16 protein-coding genes are annotated in these 17,436 nt (G+C 71.5%); 6 read left to right on the forward strand and 10 right to left on the reverse strand.

All coding sequences use genetic code 11. From position 1 onward, the window contains the following. The first annotated feature begins 67 nt into the window (after nt 1–67). Nucleotides 68–268 carry a helix-turn-helix domain-containing protein gene (locus IW248_RS18380; protein WP_372432554.1) on the forward strand — a complete coding sequence of 67 codons (201 nt, stop codon included), beginning with the start codon at nt 68–70 and terminating at the stop codon, nt 266–268. A 267-nt stretch (nt 269–535) separates the two neighbouring features. On the opposite strand, the gene IW248_RS18385 is transcribed toward IW248_RS18380, so the two are convergent. The 10 genes from IW248_RS18385 to ftsY all read right to left on the reverse strand — a co-directional run bounded on the left by IW248_RS18385 (nt 536) and on the right by ftsY (nt 12,300). Next, the gene (locus IW248_RS18385; RefSeq protein WP_196930262.1) at nt 536–907 is read right to left on the reverse strand and encodes a hypothetical protein; all 372 of its coding nucleotides are present in this window, start codon (nt 905–907) and stop codon (nt 536–538) included. A 96-nt stretch (nt 908–1,003) separates the two neighbouring features. Next, on the reverse strand, nt 1,004–2,083 hold the full coding sequence (locus IW248_RS18390; protein WP_196927983.1) for an amidohydrolase family protein: 1,080 nt from the start codon (nt 2,081–2,083) through the stop codon (nt 1,004–1,006). A 65-nt stretch (nt 2,084–2,148) separates the two neighbouring features. Next, nucleotides 2,149–3,714: a signal recognition particle protein gene (gene ffh, locus IW248_RS18395; RefSeq protein ID WP_196927984.1), complete on the reverse strand. Its 1,566-nt coding sequence runs from the start codon at nt 3,712–3,714 to the stop codon at nt 2,149–2,151. Nucleotides 3,715–3,828: 114 nt separating this feature from the next. Next, complete coding sequence (locus IW248_RS18400) at nt 3,829–4,485, reverse strand: response regulator transcription factor (RefSeq protein WP_196927985.1); 657 nt, start codon at nt 4,483–4,485, stop codon at nt 3,829–3,831. Next, nucleotides 4,482–5,645 carry a sensor histidine kinase gene (locus IW248_RS18405; RefSeq protein ID WP_231396350.1) on the reverse strand — a complete coding sequence of 388 codons (1,164 nt, stop codon included), beginning with the start codon at nt 5,643–5,645 and terminating at the stop codon, nt 4,482–4,484. Before IW248_RS18405 ends, IW248_RS18400 begins: the two co-directional genes overlap by 4 nt. Before the next feature lie 257 nt (nt 5,646–5,902). Beyond that, nucleotides 5,903–8,179: a [protein-PII] uridylyltransferase gene (locus tag IW248_RS18410; RefSeq protein ID WP_196927987.1), complete on the reverse strand. Its 2,277-nt coding sequence runs from the start codon at nt 8,177–8,179 to the stop codon at nt 5,903–5,905. 17 nt (nt 8,180–8,196) lie between these two features. Further along, nucleotides 8,197–8,535, reverse strand: coding sequence for a P-II family nitrogen regulator (locus tag IW248_RS18415; protein ID WP_172862163.1), 339 nt, complete (start codon nt 8,533–8,535; stop codon nt 8,197–8,199). Between the two features lie 25 nt (nt 8,536–8,560). Next, a complete protein-coding gene (locus IW248_RS18420) occupies nt 8,561–9,973 on the reverse strand; it encodes an ammonium transporter (RefSeq protein ID WP_124821280.1) in 1,413 nt (470 codons plus the stop codon). 275 nt (nt 9,974–10,248) lie between these two features. Beyond that, nucleotides 10,249–11,112 carry a phosphotransferase gene (locus IW248_RS18425; protein WP_196921516.1) on the reverse strand — a complete coding sequence of 288 codons (864 nt, stop codon included), beginning with the start codon at nt 11,110–11,112 and terminating at the stop codon, nt 10,249–10,251. A gap of 6 nt (nt 11,113–11,118) precedes the next feature. After that, the gene (ftsY, locus tag IW248_RS18430; RefSeq protein WP_196927988.1) at nt 11,119–12,300 is read right to left on the reverse strand and encodes a signal recognition particle-docking protein FtsY; all 1,182 of its coding nucleotides are present in this window, start codon (nt 12,298–12,300) and stop codon (nt 11,119–11,121) included. Nucleotides 12,301–12,416: 116 nt separating this feature from the next. On the opposite strand from ftsY, the gene IW248_RS18435 reads away from it, so the two are divergent. The 5 genes from IW248_RS18435 to IW248_RS18455 all read left to right on the forward strand — a co-directional run bounded on the left by IW248_RS18435 (nt 12,417) and on the right by IW248_RS18455 (nt 17,431). Then, nucleotides 12,417–14,144, forward strand: coding sequence for an alkaline phosphatase D family protein (locus IW248_RS18435; RefSeq protein ID WP_196927989.1), 1,728 nt, complete (start codon nt 12,417–12,419; stop codon nt 14,142–14,144). A 10-nt stretch (nt 14,145–14,154) separates the two neighbouring features. Beyond that, the gene (locus tag IW248_RS18440) at nt 14,155–14,595 is read left to right on the forward strand and encodes a MarR family winged helix-turn-helix transcriptional regulator (RefSeq protein WP_238681244.1); all 441 of its coding nucleotides are present in this window, start codon (nt 14,155–14,157) and stop codon (nt 14,593–14,595) included. Between the two features lie 188 nt (nt 14,596–14,783). Continuing rightward, nucleotides 14,784–16,361 (forward strand): MDR family MFS transporter, encoded by a 1,578-nt coding sequence (locus tag IW248_RS18445; protein ID WP_459541121.1) that lies wholly within the window; start codon nt 14,784–14,786, stop codon nt 16,359–16,361. A gap of 9 nt (nt 16,362–16,370) precedes the next feature. Next, nucleotides 16,371–16,865, forward strand: a complete 495-nt coding sequence (locus IW248_RS18450; protein WP_167493090.1) for a universal stress protein — start codon at nt 16,371–16,373, stop codon at nt 16,863–16,865. Between the two features lie 44 nt (nt 16,866–16,909). Beyond that, nucleotides 16,910–17,431, forward strand: coding sequence for a DinB family protein (locus IW248_RS18455; protein WP_124821286.1), 522 nt, complete (start codon nt 16,910–16,912; stop codon nt 17,429–17,431). Nucleotides 17,432–17,436: the final 5 nt, after the last annotated feature.

Consider the following 17,436-nt stretch of genomic DNA (forward strand, 5'->3'; position numbering starts at 1 on the left):
GCGCCAAGATCCGAGCAAATTCCCGGATGTTGCTGCCTCGGGCGCGCGGGAGGCAGCAACATCCCCGATGTTGCGCGGATCTTCCTCATCGATCTCGCACCCGAGACTGCTGCTGGAGACGACCGACCTCACCGTCGACCAGATCGCCCACCGCTCGGGTTTCGGCACCACCGCCGCCCTACGCCAGCAACTCCACCAACGCATCGGCGTAGCGCCCTCGACCTACCGCCGCACCTTCCACCCCCGCCCCGAGCTGGCCGAACCCTGATCCCCCACCCCCAGCCCTCGCACCTCCCCGCCTCCCCGCCTCCCCGCCTCCCCGCCTCCCCGCCTCCCCGCGATCTTGCATTTACTGTTGTGGATTTGCCCTTTTGTGCGGCTTTTGTCGCGACAGAAAGTGCAAGATCGGCGGTGGGATTGGGGCGGGGTGGGCAGCACTGGTGTGAGCGTGATGTCTGTGGGTCATCGTGATGACTCACCGACATCACGCTCAACTGGGCAAGACCTTCGGCGCCGACCGGCCGATCGACGTCGCTCAGGACCGGAGGACGTGCAGCTGGGACTGATGCTTCGGCAGGTGCACCCGCATGTGCAGGTCCAGGGTGCGGGACCAGGGCAGCGGCTCGTCGACGATGAGGTCGAAGCCCTCGCGTAAATGCGTCGCGACAGGGGTCTCGGCGGCCAGGCCAAGCTGATCGACCAGCCCGCACAGCCGATCGCTGGTGCCATGCAGCAGCGCCTCGGTGGCCTGGATCATCAGCTCGTCGTTGGCGACCAGATGCGCGACGATCTGCTCGGCGCTGAGCTGCCCCTCCGGAGCCGGACCGAACCCGCCGGCGTCGACCTCCGCGAACAAGGCACCGTAAGCCCGCCGCAATCCCCACCAAGATCGCGCTCGATCCTGGATGTTGTGGCATCCCTTAACGCCGAGGCCACTACATCCTGGTTCGAGCGCGACCTCGCGCGCCGCATACGGCGCGGCACGGCGCGGCGCTCGCAGGGGTTAGCGGATGACACGGCCGCGGAGGATCGTGCGGGACGGGGCGCGGACGACGCGCAGGTCACCACGGGGGTCTTCGGGGTAGACGGTCAGGTCGGCCAGGCCGCCTTCGACCAGGCCCGGGAAGCCGAGCCATTCGCGGGCGCCCCAGGAGGCGGCGGCGAGTACGTCGATGGGGGCCATGCCGGCTCGTTCGTGCAGCAGCAGCATCTCCTCGGCGGCCAGCCCGTGGTCGATGCCGCCTCCGGCGTCGGTGCCCACGTAGATCGGCACCCCCGCCTCGTACGCGGCACGCACCACCTCGGGGAAGCCGTCGCGCAGCGCGAGCATGTGCTCGGCGTACCCGGGGAACTTGCCCCGCGCCTGTTCGGCGATGCCTCCGAAGGTGGCAATGTTGATCATCGTGGGGACCAGCGCGGTGCCCTGGCGGGCCATCTCGTCGATCAGGTCGAGGTTGAGCCCGGTGCCGTGCTCCACCGAGTCGACGCCGGCCCGCACCATGATCTCGACGGCTGATTCGGAGAAGGTGTGCACCGCGGCGCGCACCCCGGCGTCGTGCGCGGCCCGCACGGCGGCGGTGAGGGTGTCCGCGTCCCAGGCCGGCGCGAGGTCACCCACCCCCCGGTCGATCCAGTCGCCCACCAGCTTCACCCAGCCGTTGCCGGCCCGCGCCTGCGCGGCCACCGTGGCGGCCACCTCGGCCGCGTCGACCTCCACGCCGATGTCACGCAGGTAGCGCTTCGGTGGGGCGACGTGCTGGCCCGCGCGGGCCAGTCGCGGTAGGTCCGGCGCGTCGTCGAGTTCCGGGTACGGGTACGGCGAGCCGGCGTCGCGGATCGCCAGCACACCTGCGTCCCGGTCGGTGTGGGCCAACTCGCGGGCCTGGTCGAGCGAGGTGATCGGGGCGCCACCTCGGGCGATGCCGATGTGGCAGTGCGCGTCGACCAGCCCCGGCAGCACGAAGCCGCCGTCGACGACGGTCTCCGCGCCGGGCACCGGGTTGAAGGTCACCCGGTCGCCGACCAGCCAGAGATCCCGGACCTCGTCGTCGGGGAGCAGCACGCCGCGCACATGAAGAGCCATGCGCACAGTCCTACCTGATCACTCCCCGTCGGGGGCGAGCAGGTCGCCCCCGACCGGCAGGGAGGTCAGCGGGGGCGGTTGTCGCCACCCTTGCCGAGCTTGTTGAAGTCGATCTTCGGGAGCTTGAAGCCGGGCGGAAGGCCCTGGCCGCCGGCGAGATCGTTCGGGTCCATTCCCGGCGGGAGCTGCGGCATACCACCCGGGAAACCGCCCGGGAGTCCGGCGCCGGCGCCAGCGCCGGTACGCGGACGACCGCCGCCCTTGGTGCCCTTGCGCTTGTTCTTGGGCGACTTGGTCGCCTTGCGGCGGCCACCGCCGGGCAGGCCCATCATGCCGCCCATCTGCTTCATCATCTTCTGCGCGTCGGCGAAGCGGTTGAGCAGTTGGTTGACGTCCATCACGGTGACCCCGGAGCCGTTGGCGATGCGCGCCCGGCGGGAGCCGTTGATGATCTTCGGGTTGGTCCGCTCGCCCGGGGTCATCGACCGGATGATCGCGGTGACCCGGTCGAAGTGGCTGTCGTCCAGCTCGGCGAGCTGGTCCTTCATCTGCCCCATGCCGGGCATCATGGCCAGCACGTTGGCGATCGGGCCCATCCGCCGCACCGCGATGAGCTGGTCGAGGAAGTCGTCAAGGGTGAACTGCTCACCGCCCATCAGCTTGGCGGTCATCTTCTCCTTCTGATCGGAGTCGAAGGCCTGCTCGGCCTGCTCGATCAGAGTGAGGACGTCGCCCATGCCGAGGATGCGGCTGGCCATCCGGTCGGGGTGGAAGACGTCGAAGTCCTCCAGCTTCTCGCCGGTGGAGGCGAACAGGATCGGCTGCCCGGTGACCTCACGGACCGACAGCGCGGCACCACCACGGGCGTCGCCGTCGAGCTTGGAGAGCACCACACCGGTGATGCCGACGCCGTCGCGGAACGCCTCGGCGGTGCGGACTGCGTCCTGACCGACCATCGCGTCGATGACGAAGATGACCTCGTCCGGCGAGACGGCGTCGCGAATGTCGGCGGCCTGCTGCATCATCTCGGCGTCGATGCCGAGCCGGCCGGCGGTGTCGACGATGACGATGTCGCGAGCGGAGCGCTTCGCGTGCTCGATCGACGCGCGGGCCACCTGCACCGGGTCACCGGTGCCGTTGCCGGGCTCCGGGGCGTACACCTCGACACCGGCCCGGCCACCGAGAACCTGGAGCTGCCCGACGGCGTTGGGGCGCTGGAGGTCGGCGGCGACGAGCAGCGGCTGGTGCCCCTGGCCCTTGAGCCAGCGCGCCAGCTTGCCGGCGAGGGTCGTCTTACCGGAACCCTGGAGGCCGGCAAGCATGATCACCGTGGGCGGCTGCTTGGCGAACTGGAGCCGTCGCCCCTCACCGCCGAGCACCTTGATCAGCTCTTCGTTGACGATCTTGATGATCTGCTGGGCCGGGTTCAGCGCCTGGGAGACCTCGGAGCTGCGGGCCCGCTCCTTGACTGCCGCGATGAAGCCCTTGACCACCGGCAGCGCGACGTCCGCCTCCAGCAACGCGAGGCGGATCTCGCGCGCGGTGGCGTCGATGTCGGCGTCGGTGAGCCGCCCCTTGCCGCGGAGCTTGGTGAAGATCCCGGACAGGCGGTCACTCAAGGTGTCAAACACGCGAACATCCCGTTTGTCAGTGTTCCGGCGGGCACAACGCGGCCGGCACTGCGGAGTCCGGCCACCGCTAGGGTAACCGCCCGGCCGTAGGGCCGCTGTCGCCCGGCCCGGGCCTCACCCCGACACCAACCCCGACTGGTACGCGAACACGACGAGCTGGGCCCGATCCCGGGCTCCCAGCTTGCCCATCGCCCTGCTGACATGGGTTCGCGCGGTCGCCGGGCTCACCACCAACTGGGCGGCGATCTCCTCGTTGTTCAGGCCCTCACCGACCAGGCCGACGACCTGACGCTCCCGATCGGTGAGCGTGTCCAGCCGGGGGTGCGGACGGAGCACCCGGGACGGCCGGGTGGCGAACTCCCGCACCACCCGCCGGGTCACCGACGGCGACAGCAGCGCCTCCCCCTCGGCGACGAGCCGGATCGCGCGCAGCAGCTCGGCCGGCCTGGTGTCCTTGGTGAGGAATCCACTCGCACCGTGCCGGAGCGCGTCGAAGACGTACTCGTCCAGCTCGAAGGTGGTGAGCACCACCACCCGGGTACCGGTCAGGTCGGGGTCGGCGACGATACGGCGGGTCGCCTCGATGCCGTCGATGCCGGGCATCCGGATGTCCATCAGCACCACGTCCGGCCGTTCCCGACGCGCCAACTCGACCGCCAGCAGCCCGTCGGACGCCTCGCCGGCCAGCGCCAGGTCGTCCTCGCTCTCCACAAGCGCGCGCAGTCCGAGCCGGACCAGGTCCTGGTCGTCGGCGATCAGCACCCGGATCATGTGGCCGGCTCCACCGGCAGCCCGGCGTACACCCGGAACCCGCCACCGGCGCGCGGCCCGGTGGTCAACCGCCCGCCGAGCGCCGCGACCCGCTCCCGCATCCCGGCCAGTCCGTGACCGCCCTCGTCGTCGACCGGAGCCGTTCCGGCGCGGCCCGTCCCCATCCCCCGGTCGGTGACCTCGACTGTCACCTCGTCCGCGCGGTAGTCCACGGTCACCTCCGCGCTCGCCACCCCGGCGTGACGCAGCACGTTTGTCAACGCCTCCTGCACCACCCGGTACGCGGCGAGATCCACCGCGGCCGGCAACTCGCGGGGCGCACCGACCACACGCACCTCGACCGTGAGACCCGCCCCGGCGAGCCGGTCGCGCAGTGCGGAAAGCCGGGCCAGGCCGGGTACCGGCTCACGCTCGGCACCCCGCCGGACCGCCCCCAGGGTGACCCGCAGCTCGTCCAGCGCCTCGCGGCTGGTCCGACTGATCGCGGTCAGGGCCACCTCCGCCTGCTCCGGCCGCTTCGGCAGCAGGTGCAGGGCGATCTCGGCCTGCATGCTGATCGCGGCGAGCCCGTGCCCCACCACGTCGTGCACCTCCTGCGCGATGCGCAGCCGCTCCTCGTCGGCCTGCCGTCGCGCCTGCTCAACTCGACTGCGGGCCTCCTCGGCACGGGTACGCGCGGCCGCCTCACGACTCACCCGCACCACCACCCCCACCGCGAACGGTACGACCACCCAGGCCGACGCGGGCAGCACTCCCGTCCAACCCGGCGCGGGCCCCCGCCCGAAGAAGACGTGCGCCAACAACAGGACGAACGCGCCACCGCTGGCGAGCGCCGCCGGTCGCACCGGCAGCCGCACCGCCACGGTGTACACAGCGACCAGGAACGTGACCAGAATCGGCCCGTACGGATAGCCGATCAGCAGGTACGTCGAGGTGACCACTGTGACCACGGCGAGGGCGGCGACCGGAGCACGCCGCCGGAGCAGCAGGGCGAGCGCGGCGACGGCGATCAGCACCCGACAGGCGGCGTCCACCGGCCTCGACCCCGGCTGGTTGTCCCCGGCCAAATCGGTGGCGAGCAACCCGAACCCGAGCAGCACCAGGGCCAGCACGGCATCTGCCGCCACCTCCGGCCACCGCCACTGCCCGCCTCGTCGCATGGCCGTCATTCTGCCCGCGCCGACGCCGCTCGACGTGCGTCCACGAGCGGCACCGCCCCTACGCCCCCGGACGTACCCCGCCCCACCCTCACCCCGGCCTCGGCCCCGGCCCCGGCCCCGGCCCCCGGCCCCCGGCCCCCGGCCCCCGGCCCCGCGATCTTGCACTTTGTGTCGCCACTATGCGGCTTTCGCGCCTTATGCGGGGACACAAAGTGCAAGATCGACGCGGGGGGCGGGGCGGGAGTGCGGCGGGGCGGTTAGACGGCGGCGAGGACCGCGGCCTCCAGGCGGGCCCGGGTGGCGTCGTCCGGCCAACCGCCGACCAGATAGAAGGCATCGACCACGTCGGCGCCGAGGGTGGAGATGCGGGCCGCGCGAACCAGGGCGCCAGCCTCGTCGAGCGCACAGGCGACCCGGAAGAGCAGGCCGGCGGCGTCGGCGGCGCGCAGTTCCAGCAGTACGGCGTCGGTGGCCGCCTCGCGATGCCAGACCACTCGTGGAGCCGCGCCGCCGGCACGGCTGGCGAGCGCACGGCCGCGCAGCCGTTGGGTGACCGACACGTCGCCGGCGACCGCCCGGCGCAGGTCGGCGCGGAGGGGGACCGGGTCCGGCGGGAGGCCGTAGCGGGGCTGCACCCGGCACTCGACCAGGGCCCGACCGTCGACGGCGGAGGCGTCCGCGGAGATCACTTCCAGCCGGTGCAGCGCCAGGCAGCCGGCCACCGTGGCGAGCAGACCACGCCTGTCGGCCGCCGCGACCGACACCCGGTCGCCGGTCAGGTGGACGACCGGCAGTGGCCCGGCCAGCAGCTCCGGGTCCGGGGCGGGCGGCTCGGGGAGTACGCCGGTGTCCAGCGCGGTGCGAACCCGGGCGACCAACTCGGCGACGAGTCGGCCCTTCCAGTCGGACCAGGCCGCCGGCCCGGTCGCCGCCGCGTCGGCGCGCACCAACGCGTGCAGCACGTCGAGGGTGCCGGTGTCACCGACCGCGTCGGCCACCGAGGCGATGGTGACCGGGTCGGACAGGTCCCGGCGGGTGGCCACGTCGGGCAGCAGCAGGTGCAGCCGGACCAGCTTGCCGATCAGCTCCACCTCCGGGGCGGGCAGACCGACCCTGGTGGCCACCGCCTGGGCGACCGGCACACCGACGGTGCTGTGGTCACCGGGGAGGCCCTTGCCGATGTCGTGCAGGAGGGCGCCGAGGAGCAGCAGGTCGGGGCGCTCCACCTCGCGGGCGTGCCGGCTGGCCTCGTGCGCGGTCTGCACGAGGTGCCGGTCGAGGGTGAAGCGGTGTACCGGGTTGTGCTGGGGCAGGCTGCGCAGCCGGGTCCACTCGGGCAGCCAGCCGTCGACCAGGCCGTACCGGTCGCAGGTCTCCCAGGCCGGCACCAGGCCGGGACCGGCGCCGAGCAGGGTGATCAGCGCGGCCCGTGCCTCGGCCGGCCAGGGGGCGGGCAGGGGCGGGCAGTACGCCGCCAGCCATTCGCAGGTGGCCCGCGCGATGGGGATTCGGGTCGTGGCCGACGCGGCGGCCATCCGCAGCGAGAGGCTCGGATCGGGGCGTGCGCCGATCGCCGTACGGGCGAGCACCAGCTCGCCGTCGTGTTCGACCACGTCGCGGGCGACCGGGCGGCGAGCCGGGCGGCCGTTCCCTCCCCGGGAGCGGCCGGAGCGCAGCCGGTCGGCGGCCCGGAAGGCGTCGTCCAGGGCGTGGCTGACCGTGCGCGCGTCACCGGCGACCCGACGCAGCAGCGCGTCGCGGTCTTCCAGATTGAGCAGGGTGGCCACCCCGTCGCGCTCCTGGGCGACCAGACGGTCGACCCGTCGGCCGACCTGCTGGTGCAGCGCGTCGCGGGTGTCCAACAAACGCAGGTGGGCGGCGCGTGCGGCGGGACGCAGCGCGTCGGTGATGCCGGCAGCGGAGATCGCCCGCAGCAGGCCCACGTCGCGCAACCCACCGGCGGCCTCCTTGAGGTCGCCCTCCAGCAGAAATGCCAGCTCACCGTGGGCCTGCCAGCGAGCTTCGGTGACCTCCCGCAGAGCGGGCAGGTGCCGGACGGCGGTGCGCCGCCAGTGATCGGCTGCGGTGTTGATCAGCGCGTCGGCCAGCGCCTGGTCCCCCACTACCAGCCGGGCGTCGAGCAGCCCGAGGGCGACCTTGACGTCGTCCTGGGCCACCGAGAGCGCCTCGGCGACGGTGCGTACCGAATGGTCCAGCCGCAGGCCCGCGTCCCAGATCGGGTACCAGACCGAGGCGGCCAACTCGTCGATGCCGGACACCCCGGCGTGCACCAGCACCAGGTCGAGGTCGCCGTACGGGGCGCACTGCCGCCGCCCCAACCCCCCGACGGCCAGCAGTGCCACCCCGTCCCGCGCCGGCAGCAACCCTCGCAGGAACGAGTCGTAGGCGGCAGCCCGCCCCCGCCGGGCCGCTTCCCCGATCCCCCCGGGAACGCCGACGACCTCGTTGATCAAGAGGTTCGCGTCGCCGTCATCGGCGTTTCCTGACGCATTCTTCTTGATCAACGAGGTCATGTCAGTCGTGGCCGAGATCAGAGGGCGTCGAGGCCGCGTTCGCCGGTACGCACCCGGACGACCTCTTCGACACCGGTGACCCAGACCTTGCCGTCACCGATCTTGCCCGTGCGGGCCGCCCCGACGATGGCGTCCACCACCTTGTCGACGTCGATCTCGTCGGTGAGCACCTCGACCCGGATCTTGGGCAGGAACTCGACCGTGTACTCGGCACCCCGGTAGACCTCGGTGTGCCCCTTCTGCCGCCCGTACCCCTGAACCTCGCTGACGGTCAACCCGGCCACCCCGAGGGCGTGCAGGGCCTCCTTCACCGCGTCCAGCTGGTACGGCTTGATGACTGCGGTCACCAGCTTCATGTCCAACCCCTCCATCCCAGGAACGTTAACCGGCGACCTTTTCGCTCACCGGCTCGGCGGGCTCCGCCTCCGGCTTGGCACCGCTCGTCGTGCCGCCACCGGGGGTGCCGATGCCGGCCATCGCGAACGCGCTGCCCGTGCCGCCGCCGGCCGGGGACAGGTCGTAGCTGCTCTCGGCGTGCTCGGCGATGTCGATGCCCTCGACCTCCGCCTCGCCCTTGACGCGGAAGCCGATCGTCTTCTCGATGACGAAGGCGAGCACCCAGGCGACGCCGAACGACCAGACGGTGACGATCAGGCCGGCGAGGGCCTGCCGCCCCAGCTGGGTCGCTCCGCCGCCGTAGAAGAGGCCGTCGGAGGCGCCCACCACATCGGTGATCGCGGCGTTGACCGAGTTGGTGGCGAACAGACCGAGCCAGAGCGAGCCGATCCAACCACCGACGAAGTGCACGCCGACCACGTCGAGCGAGTCGTCGTAGCCGAGCTTGTACTTGAGGCTGACGGCGAGCGCGCACACCGCGCCGGCCACGATGCCGAGCAGGACCGCCGCCCACGGTGCGATGAAGCCACAGGCCGGGGTGATGGCGACCAGACCGGCGATGGCGCCGGACGAGGCGCCGACCATCGTCGGCTTACGGGTCTTGACCCACTCGACAGCGATCCAGCCGAGCACCGCCGCCGCCGTGGCGAGCTGGGTGTTGATGAAGGCGAGACCGGCGACCGAGTCGACGGTCAGCTCCGAGCCGGCGTTGAACCCGAACCAGCCGAACCACAGCAGACCCGCACCGAGCGCGACCAGCGGGATGTTGTGCGGCTTCATGCCCTCGCGTGGCCAACCGAGCCGCTTACCGAGGACCAGGACCACGGCCAGGGCCGCCGCACCGGCGTTGATGTGCACCGCGGTGCCACCGGCGAAGTCCAGTGCGTGGATGTCGCCGCCGATGATGCCGCCGCCCCACACCCAGTGCGCGACCGGGAAGTAGACCAGGGTGGCCCAGCCGAAGGCGAACAGCAGCCAGCCGGCGAACTTGGCCCGGTCGGCGATGGCACCGCTGATCAGCGCGACGGTGATCACCGCGAAGACCATCTGGAAGGCCATGAACACGTAGAGCGGAACCCCGATGCCGCTGGGGTTCTCCGCCGTGGCACCCCACAGGTCGGTCTCGGCGAGGAAGGTCTTGGTGCCGAGGTACGCGCCCGGGTCACCCCAGAAGCCGTTCACGTCGGTCCCGAAGGCGACGCTGAAACCGTAGAACCACCACAGAATAGAGATGAGCCCGATAGCCGAGAAGCTCATCATCATCATGTTGAGTACGCCCTTGGCCCGGTTGAGGCCGCCATAGAACAGCGCCAGTCCGGGGGTCATGAGCAGCACGAGCGCGGTCGAAACCAGCAGCCACGTGGTATTGGCGCCGTCGATCGTCGGTGCTTCAGGCACGCTGGCCTCCTAAAGGTGAAGTCCTCCTTCGCGGCTTTCCGGGGCAGCGTCGCCCGTAGGCCGGTTGGGCGGAAGCTTCGCGGCCGGCTGTTTCACTTTGGGTCCCGTGCGGGTTTCCGTTTCGTGACGGGTTGTTTCGTACGTGTCACGAAGTCCGCACAGTCAGGAGCATGGACGACTGTGGATCGCCCGGACAGCGAACGTCGATGGCTGACCGGTCAGAGGCATCGACCGGTGGGCCTGACAGGCCCGGCCGAGCATCGGCCTACCGACGCTCAGCGGAGGGCGTTCTCCAGAGCGTGCCGCTCGTAGTCGAGCAGCCGCAGATCGCGCATCGGCCGGCGCAGGTGGCCCTTGTGCACGATCCGGACGAACGCCGGCTCACCGGCCGCGGCCATCCGGCGGATCCCCTCGACGTGGTCCACGATCCGTTTGCGGATGGTCCGGATCAGCCGGTGCCGGTCCCGGGGAATCAGCCCGTACGCGTCGGCGAAGAGCCGGAGGCGGCGCGGCCGGTCCGGGTGCTTCCAGCCGAGCGTGATCGAGTCCCGGTCCGCGAAGATCGGCACCCAGGTCCAGGCCGCGTACGCCACGTCGTAGATCCGCGCTCCGGGTGAGGCGAGGTCGAAGTCGATCAGCCCGAGGGTGCCGTCCGGACGCCAGATCACGTTGTGCGGCGCGGCGTCGTGGTGGCAGATCACCTCGGTGTCCGGTGGCGGGGGCCCGAACGAGCGCCAGACCGCCGACTGCGGAGGGGTGAAGCCGTACTGCGCGTCGTGGAACATCCGCAGCATGGTGGCGACGGTGACCAGGGCCTCGTCGGTCACCCAGTGCGGGGCGAGCGGATATTCTCCGCACTCCCCCTCCAGGTACGACAGCACCTCACGGTTGCGCTCGTCCATCCCGAGCGCCCGCGGGGCGCCGGTGAACCCCACGTACTCCAGGTGACGCAGCAGCGCGTGCACGGACGGGGTCCACGGTCCGGCGTTGCGCCGGACGGTGTCACCCACGCGGACAACTGTGCTCACGTTGCCGCCGTGCAGCGGGATCTCCTGCGAAGTCACGTACGGTCTCCCGAGGCGCTGCGAAGGATGGCCGGGGTCGCGCCAGCCCGCGTACGCGCGATCGTCAGTGGTCACCCGAGACTACGCGTCCCGGCCGGTGGCCTCGGTCCCCAGCAACGCGTCGACGAACTGCGCCGGGTCGAACGGAGCCAGGTCGTCCTTGCCTTCGCCGAGGCCAACCAGCTTCACGGGGATGCCGAGCTTGCGCTGCACGGCGATCACGATGCCGCCCTTGGCGGTGCCGTCGAGCTTGGTCAGCACCACACCTGTCACGTTGACCACGTCGGTGAAGACCCGGGCCTGCTCCAGGCCGTTCTGACCGGTGGTGGCGTCCAGGATGAGCAGTGTCTCGTCGATCGGGCCCTGCTTCTCCACCACGCGCTTGACCTTGCCCAGCTCGTCCATCAGGCCGACCTTGTTCTGCAGGCGGCCGGCGGTGTCGATGAGCACGGTGTCCACGCCGGTGTCGATGCCGCGCTTGACGGCGTCGAAGGCGACGCTGGCCGGATCGGCGGCCTCGGGCCCCCGGACGGTTTCCGCGCCGACGCGCGAGCCCCAGGTTTCCAGTTGGTCGGCCGCGGCGGCCCGGAAGGTGTCGGCCGCGCCGAGCAGCACGCTGCGACCGTCGGCCACCAGCACCCGGGCGATCTTGCCGCAGGTGGTGGTCTTGCCGGCGCCGTTGACGCCGACGACCAGGACCACCGCCGGCACGCCGTTCTTGGGGGCGGTGCGCAACGAGCGGTCCAGGCTCGGGTCGAGCGCGTTGACCAGCTCGGCGGCGAGCAGCGCGCGCAGCTCGGAGGCCGAGCGGGTGCCGAGCACCCTGGTGCGCTCACGGAGCCGGTCGACGATGTCGCGGGTGGCGTCGACGCCGACGTCGGCGGTGATCAGGCTGTCCTCGATCTCCTCCCAGACGTCCTCGTCGAGGTGGTCACGGGCGAGCAGGCCGAGCAGGCCCTTGCCGAACACGTTCTGTGAGCGGGACAGCCGCGAACGGAGCCGGACCAGCCGCCCGGCGGTCGGCTCGGGGACCTCCACCTGCGGTTCGAGCACCGGCGGTGGCTCGACCAGGACGCCGGTGGACAGATCAGACTCCGGTGCCTCGACCGGCGGGCCGGCGAGATCCTCCTCAACCCTGGTGTCGACCTCGGTGCGCGGCAGCGGGGGCTCGGGCCGCCGCCGCAATCGCGGCACGACCAGCCCGACTGTGCCGGCGATCAGCACGCCGAGCAGGACCAGAGCGAGGACGAGATATTCGGCCATGCCGGAATCCTGTCAGATGCGGACGGCGGCGTCCCAGCCACCGCACCCCGAGCGGTGCCCGGGGTCTCAGCCACCGCACCCGGCCGGGGTCGGGAACCGGCGGTAGGCTCGGCCGCATGCCCGCCGCACACCTCCTCATCGGCCCACTGCTGCGGCGAGTGGTGGACACCCGGGCGACGATCTGGGTGGAGACGGCGGCGCCCGCCGTGGTCACCGTCCGCACCGCGGGCGGCGCCACCGGCACCGCGCCCACCTTCTCGGCGTACGACCACCACTACGCCCTCGTCGTGGTGGAGGGGCTTGACCCGGACAGCGAGACCACCTACGAGGTGCTGGTCGACGACGAGGTCGTCTGGCCGGTGCCGAGCAGCGGGTTCCCGCCGAGCGTGATCCGCACCCGGGCCGCCGACGATCGGGACCAGCCGGTCAATCTGATCTTCGGCTCGTGCCGGGAGACCACCCAGCACGCCACCACCCGCAAGCTGCCGCCGGACGCGCTCGACGCGTACGCCCGGCGGTTGATGGCCGACCCCGAGTCGAATCCGCTGCCCGACCTGCTGGTCCTGCTCGGTGACCAGGTCTACGCCGACGTCACCTCGCCCACCGTGCGCCGGCTGCTGCGTCGACGGCGGCGGCGGCCGAAGGGCGCTCCGGCCGACCAGGTGGTGAGCTTCGACGAGTACACAAAGCTCTACCTGGAGTCCTGGCGTGATCCGGAGATCCGCTGGCTGCTCTCCACCGTGCCGAGCGTGATGATCTTCGACGATCACGAGATCATCGACGACTGGAACACCTCGGCGGCGTGGCGAGCCGAGGTGCGCGAGCAGCCGTGGTGGCAGGAGCGGATCGGCAGTGGGCTCGCCTCGTACTGGGTCTACCAGCACCTGGGCAACCTCTCCCCCGACGAGATCGTCGCCGATCCGGTCTTCGCGAAGGTCGCCGCCGCCGAGGACGCCACAAGCGTGCTGCGCGAGTTCGGCCACCGGGTCGACCAGGAGTCCGACCTGGCGCACGACACCGAGCGCTGGCGCTCGGTGCAATATCAGTGGAGCTACGCACTGGATCTGGGCCGGACCCGGCTGGTCATGCTGGACAACAGGTGCAGCCGGGTGCTCGAGCCCAACAGCCGGGCGATGCTGCCGCCCGGCGAGTGGGCCTGGTTCCTCGACCAGGCGCACGGGGTCTACGACCACCTGGTGGTGGGCGCCTCGCTGCCCTGGCTGCTGCCGCAGGGCATCCACCACATCGAGGCGTGGAACGAGAAGCTGGCGGACTCACGCCGACCGTGGGTGGCGCGCGGGGCGGAGAAGCTGCGCCGTGCCCTGGACCTGGAGCACTGGGCGGCGTTCCGGCGTTCCTTCGAGGCCCTCGCGGAGACGTTCGCCCGCATCGGCACCGGCACACCACGGCAGTCCGGCGCACGGATCGGGGCCGGCCCCGCGTACGCCCCGCCGGCGTCGATCAGCGTGCTCTCCGGTGACGTGCACCACTCGTACGTGGCGCGGGCCCGGTTCGCCGACCCGGCGGTGGTCACCCCGGTGCACCAGCTCACGTGTTCGCCGATCCACAACCAGGTGCCGGCGGGCATCCGTCCGCTGATGCGGCTGGGCTGGTCGCCCGGTCCGGCAGGGGCGACCCGGGCGCTGGCCCGTTCGGCGGGCGTACGCCGGCCGGGGGTGCGGTGGCGCAAGCTGGCCGGCCCGTACTTCGGTAACGCGGTCGCCACCCTGACCCATCAGGGGCGCGGGGCCGACGTGGTCATCGAGGGCACCACCAAGGACGGCCATCTACGCCCGGTGATGCGGCGCCGACTTTCCGGTGGCGGCGAGCCGGCCGCGCCGTAGTCTCTACGCCGTGGATGAGCACCTGCCGGAGCCGATCCGGGCGGTCGAGCACGAGTTGACCGCTCTGCTGCGTCGTGGCCGGGCGGTCTCCTGGGAGATCGCCCGGGAGGTGCACCCGAACCTGGAGCCGAACACCTACGGGTTGCTGCTCTGGTTGCGCCGTAGCGGGTCGATCCGGTTGACCGAGTTGGCGGCGCGGCTGGGCGTGGGCAAGGGGACGCTGAGTCGGCAGATCAACGCCCTGGAAGTCCTCGGCCTGGTGCACCGCGACCCCGATCCGAGTGACCGGCGGGCCGCGCAGATCAGCCTCACCGACGAGGGGCAGCGCCGCTTCGACGTGGCCCGCGCGGCCCGGCTGGGCGAGTTCCTGCGCGCCCTGGACGGCTGGCCGGAGCGGGACGTCGAGGAGTTCGCCCGGCTGCTCGGCCGGTTCAACGACTCCTGGCAGTAGCCGCAGGGAACCGGGGAATAGGGCACCGGTCCGACAAGTTGTTGCTTCAGGCAACTAAGGCATACGGTTGCCTCAGGCAACTCACAGGCGGCCCGTGCGTACCAGCCCCGCCGTTCCACCTCGACTCCGCTCGGAGGCAACAAACGATGAGCCAGGCGACAGCGCCTCCCCAGGCGACCGCCGTGACCATGACCCACCGGCAGATCCTGGAAGCACTCTCCGGCCTGCTGCTGGGTCTGTTCGTCGCGATCCTCTCCTCCACGGTCATCTCGAACGCGCTGCCGCGGATCATCACCGAACTGCACGGCGGCCAGTCCGCGTACACCTGGGTGGTGACCTCGGCCCTGCTCGCCACCACCGCGACCACCCCCATCTGGGGCAAGATGGCCGACCTGACCAGCAAGAAGACCCTGGTCCAGCTGGCCCTGGGGATCTACGTGCTCGGCTCGGTGCTGGCCGGCCTCGCCCAGGGCACCGGTGAGCTGATCGCCTGCCGGGTGCTCCAGGGCGTCGGCGCCGGCGGTCTCACCGCGCTGGCCCAGGTGATCATGGCTACGATGATCGCGCCCCGCGAGCGCGGCCGCTACAGCGGCTACCTCGGCGCGGTGATGGCCGTCGGCACCATCGGCGGCCCGCTGATCGGCGGCGTGATCGTGGACACCTCCTGGCTCGGCTGGCGCTGGTGCTTCTACGTCGGCGTGCCCTTCGCCATCCTCGCGCTGATCGTGCTCCAGAAGACCCTGCACCTCCCGGTGGTCAAGCGGAAGGCCCAGATCGACTGGTGGGGCGCCACCCTGATCACCGCGGCCGTCTCGGTGCTGCTGATCTGGGTCTCGCTCGCTGGCGACCAGTTCGCCTGGGCCTCCTGGCAGAGCGCCGTCATGGTCGTCGGCGCGCTGGTCCTCGGCGCGCTCGCGATCCGGGTCGAGACCCGGGCCGCCGAGCCGATGATCCCGCCGCGACTGTTCCGCAACCGCACCATCACCCTCGCCGTCGTCGCCAGCATCGCGGTCGGCGTGGGCATGTTCGGCGCGTCGATCTTCCTGGGCCAGTACTTCCAGATCAGCCGCGGGCAGAGCCCGACGATGTCCGGTCTGATGACCCTGCCGATGATCCTCGGCCTGCTGGTCGCCTCCACTGTCATCGGGCGGGTCATCAGCAAGACCGGCCGCTGGAAGCGGTACCTGGTGATCGGGTCCGCGCTGCTCACCATCGGCTTCGCGCTGATGGGCACCCTCCGCGCCGACACCAGCTTCACACTGCTCAGCGTCTACATGCTGCTGATCGGCGTCGGCCTGGGCATGACCATGCAGAACCTGGTCCTCGCCGTGCAGAACACCGTCGGCCCGCACGAGCTCGGCGCGGCCAGCTCGGTGGTGGCGTTCTTCCGCAGCCTGGGTGGCGCGATCGGCGTCTCCGCCCTCGGCGCGGTGCTCGCCCACAAGGTCAAGGACTACACCGCCGACGGGCTGGCCCAGCTCGGTATCCCGGCGTCCAGCTCCGGCAGCGGCGGCGCCCTGCCCGACGTGCACACCCTCCCCGGCCCGCTGCGGGCGGTGGTCGAGGGCGCGTACGGCCACGGCGCCGGTGACATCTTCCTGGCCGCCGCCCCGTTCGCGCTGATCGCGCTGATCGCGGTGACCTTCATCAAGGAGGTGCCGCTGCGCCAGCACAACGGCAACCCGGTTTCCGACGAGGTCGAGCGGGAATCGACAGTCGCCGCCGGCGCTGGCGCACCCGTGATCCGTACCGGCGAGCAGAGGTGAGGTAGAACCATGGGCGTGGGAGCACCGGACCGCGAGGAGTACGGTCCCCGGACCCGACCGCTGCCCTTCGAGCGCGGCACGGACGGGCCTCGGGTGATCATGGTGGGCGTCGACGGCACCCGTACCTCCGAGCGGGCCGGCTCCTACGCCGCGGGCCTGGCCCGTCGGCAGAGCGCCGCTCTGGTGGTGGTCTTCGTCAGCTCGCCGAGCGGGCTGACCGCCCTCGTGCCCGGCATGGATGCCGGCGCGGTCCAGCGCACCCACGACGAGTTGGCCGACGAGCTGCGCCGGGAGTGCCGGCGCGGGGCCGAACAGTGGGGCATTCCGGTGACCCTGCTGGTGCGGCGCGGCGACGCGTACGGCGAGCTGTGCGCGGCGGCCGACGAGTTCCAGGCCGACATGGTGGTGGTCGGGGCCTCCGAGCAGGCCGGGCACCGGCTGGTCGGCTCGGTCGCCACCCGGCTGGTCCGCGCCGGCCGCTGGCCCGTCGTCGTGGTGCCCTGATAACCCGTCGCGGCGTGTCCGGGGTGCCGGGCAGGATGCGCGGCATGACGTGGACCGCACCGGAGATCACCCGGACCCCCGAACCGTACGTCGGCGACGAGCGCACCATGCTCGACGGCTGGCTCGACTACCACCGACAGACACTGCTGCTCAAGTGCGCCGGCCTGACCGAGGAGCAGTTGCGGACACCCAGCGTGGAACCGTCCGGGCTGACGCTGCTCGGCCTGGTCCGACACCTGGCCGAGGTCGAGGCCTGGTGGTTCCGGGAGAACTTCGCCGGCGAGCCTGTCGACTACCCGTACTTCACCCCGGAGACCCCGGACGCCGACCACGACGTCAGCGCCGCCGACGCCGAGGCGGACTTCGCCATCTTCCACCGCGAGGTGGCGCTGGCCCGGGAGGCCGCCGCCGGCCACTCGCTCGACGAGACGTTCACCGAGGTCGGCGCGAAGAAGCGCACCTTCAACCTGCGCTGGGTGTACGTGCACATGATCGAGGAGTACGCCCGGCACAACGGGCACGCCGACCTGATCCGGGAACGCATCGACGGCGTCACCGGCGAGTGACAGGC

Origin of the sequence: Micromonospora ureilytica (genome assembly GCF_015751765.1) — a bacterium.
Taxonomy (GTDB): Bacteria; Actinomycetota; Actinomycetes; order Mycobacteriales; family Micromonosporaceae; genus Micromonospora; species Micromonospora ureilytica.